This window comes from Rhodothermales bacterium, from assembly GCA_013002345.1.
In the GTDB taxonomy this organism is placed as follows: domain Bacteria; phylum Bacteroidota; class Rhodothermia; order Rhodothermales; family JABDKH01; genus JABDKH01.
Window position 1 is genome coordinate 1 of the sequence record JABDKH010000150.1, and the last position, 2327, is coordinate 2327.

The 2327-nt window shown below is 58.0% G+C and carries 3 protein-coding genes; all 3 read right to left on the minus strand.

Annotated elements, in window-relative coordinates:
- Positions 1-752: tetratricopeptide repeat protein (locus HKN37_07605; protein NNE46510.1), on the minus strand; the 752-nt coding region annotated here is incomplete at its 3' end.
- Between the two features lie 211 nt (positions 753-963).
- Positions 964-1629 (minus strand): hypothetical protein, encoded by a 666-nt coding sequence (locus HKN37_07610; protein ID NNE46511.1) that lies wholly within the window; start codon positions 1627-1629, stop codon positions 964-966.
- 41 nt (positions 1630-1670) lie between these two features.
- Positions 1671-2219, minus strand: a complete 549-nt coding sequence (locus HKN37_07615) for a hypothetical protein (protein NNE46512.1) — start codon at positions 2217-2219, stop codon at positions 1671-1673.
- Positions 2220-2327 lie beyond the last annotated feature (108 nt).

Here is a 2327-nt window from a genome sequence, read left to right on the forward strand (position 1 = left end):
TTCTTCAGTGCCTCGTCCTGGTAGAACCGGCCACCAAAACGATATGAGCCAAAAAACCCTTCGTTCTCCAACGCATTAACCTGGTACTTCGCGTTCAGGCTCACCGGAACATAAACACCGGACTGCACTTCCGGGGTTACGAGCACCGGATTGTTGGGGTCGGACTGGTCCGTATACGGTTCTGACGGGGATCGAAAGACGTTGTCATCGATGCCGGCGCCCGTGCGAAACCGGAAGTCGAGATTAGTAAATTTTCGCTCGCGCTCCGCAAGCGCTACCTGGATAGCAGCCGGCGCCTCGGACTGACGCTGTTCCTGCAGCTGCCGAATCGCCCGACGGGCCATGCGGGAGAGGTCTTTCTGCTGATCCTGGTTTGCTGCACGACGAAACCACCTGAGGGCATCGTCATAGTCGTTGAGTGCATAAGCGGCCAGGCCCAGGTTGTAGTGGGAGATCGGGGCGAGCGGTCCGTAAGAAGCGGCCTTTTCGAGCGACTCGCGGGCGCGATCGTATTGCTGCGCCTTGTAATGCGCGACACCGGTGTTGTAGTGCAGCAGCGGCGTATCCATCCCCGCGTCCGCGGCCTCGCGATAGCGGAGCAGCGCGGCCCAGTAAAGATCGTCACGGAACAATCGGTTGCCGTCGGCGAACAGCTCGCTTGCCGTTGCCGCGAACGCAGGCCCCGTCGTAGCGACGATGAGTAGCGCGACCAGGGCACGCAACGTGTTTTGCATCAATGCTTTAGTCTTCATTACTTCCTGCGGGGACGCCAGCTCACAGCCCATGCGAGTGTCCGGCTCCAATAGTGCCTGCTTATGGAAAGTTCGCACTAAATCGATGCCAACAATGTGACGTGGCGCAAAAAAAATCCCTCCGAGCAGGTACTGCGGAGGGATTTTTTGGCTATCGCGGGATCTGGGCTTGAATCCCGAATCCGGCGATATCGGCGGCGCCAGGTGGCGATCAGGCTACGTCAGTAGCCTCGTCACCTTCCGTGCCGTCTTCGTCAGCCGCATCGGCACCATCGTCTTCGACCATATCGTCGTCTTCGAGGTTGGCGACGTCGTCGTCCATTTCGTCGTCAGAAGCTACGTCGGATTCCTCTTCAGGCTCCATTTCTTCATCGTGCTCCATTTCGTCTGCTGGCTCATCGGTATCGACGTCTTCGCCTTCCTCGAGGTCACTCTCATCCTCGGAATGCTCTTCGTCGTCATCAAAGGTGAAGTCTTCGTCGCTTGCGAAGTCAGATTCTGACTCTTCCTCGTCGCGAACGTCGCTTTCCATCTCGTCGGACTCTTCCTCGTCGCGAGCGTCATCTGATTCGTGGTCAGATTCTTCCTCGTCGCGAGCTTCGTCTGATTCGTGGTCAGACTCTTCCTCGTCGCGAGCCTCGTCACGCTCGTCTTCTGCTTCGTCGGATTCGCCATCAGTATCAGCGTGATCGTCGCCGCCTTCCTCGTCGGATTCCGGCCCGCGCAGTTCGAGGACCTTGCCGTCGAGCTCAGCGATGCTGTCGAGCACTTCCATCGTGACGTCCAGCTCGTCAAGTTCGTTTGCCTGCGCAAATGCCGGGAACAGCGAAAAACAGGTCACGGCAAGGCTGGCTATAAACAGTTTCAATGATTTCATCGTCCTAACTCCATTCGATACTTCGGTGACCCGAAGCTCCATTAACTTTCCTGTATCACGGTTACCTGCAGCCGGAACGTTTTGTCATCGTCCTCGTGGCGCAGGGTGGCCAGTAATTCTCCGCCTGTCGGCGATGTCGCGATGAGGGTCAGCGGCAGGATGTTCCGGCCTTCGCTCAAGGAAGTCATCCAGGTAATTTCACGCTGACCGGCAAACCCGTCCACCTCGACGCCGTCCGGCAGGTATACCGTCATCGTCGCGTTGTCGAGGGGCGTGCTTGATGAGAAAACCAGGTTCAGGGTCTGCGGCTGCTCAAGCGCCATCGTGACCGACGGCAATGCCGGATCCTCGATGTCCGGTGTCGTGAAGAACACGCCGGTTACGATCCAGATGGCCATCGCTGCCGCGATCGCACCGCCGAATCCCGTCATGATCCAGCGACTCTTTGCGCGTTTCTGTCCTTCCTGGACCGCCTTCGCGATTGCCCGATCGTAAAAGCCATCGGACGGACGAGGCACAGATGAATCGCGGTAGTCGCTTAGCAACTCCAGTAATTCCTGATCGTCTGTCTGTGTCTCGTCGTGATTCATGGTTTTCGTCCTCTTCAGGGCTTAACACGCCTCAGCGACGGTTTTGGTTCCATCCTCGTCGAGTATTTCCCGCAGTCGGGCCCGGGCACGGCTCAGGCGGGACTTCAG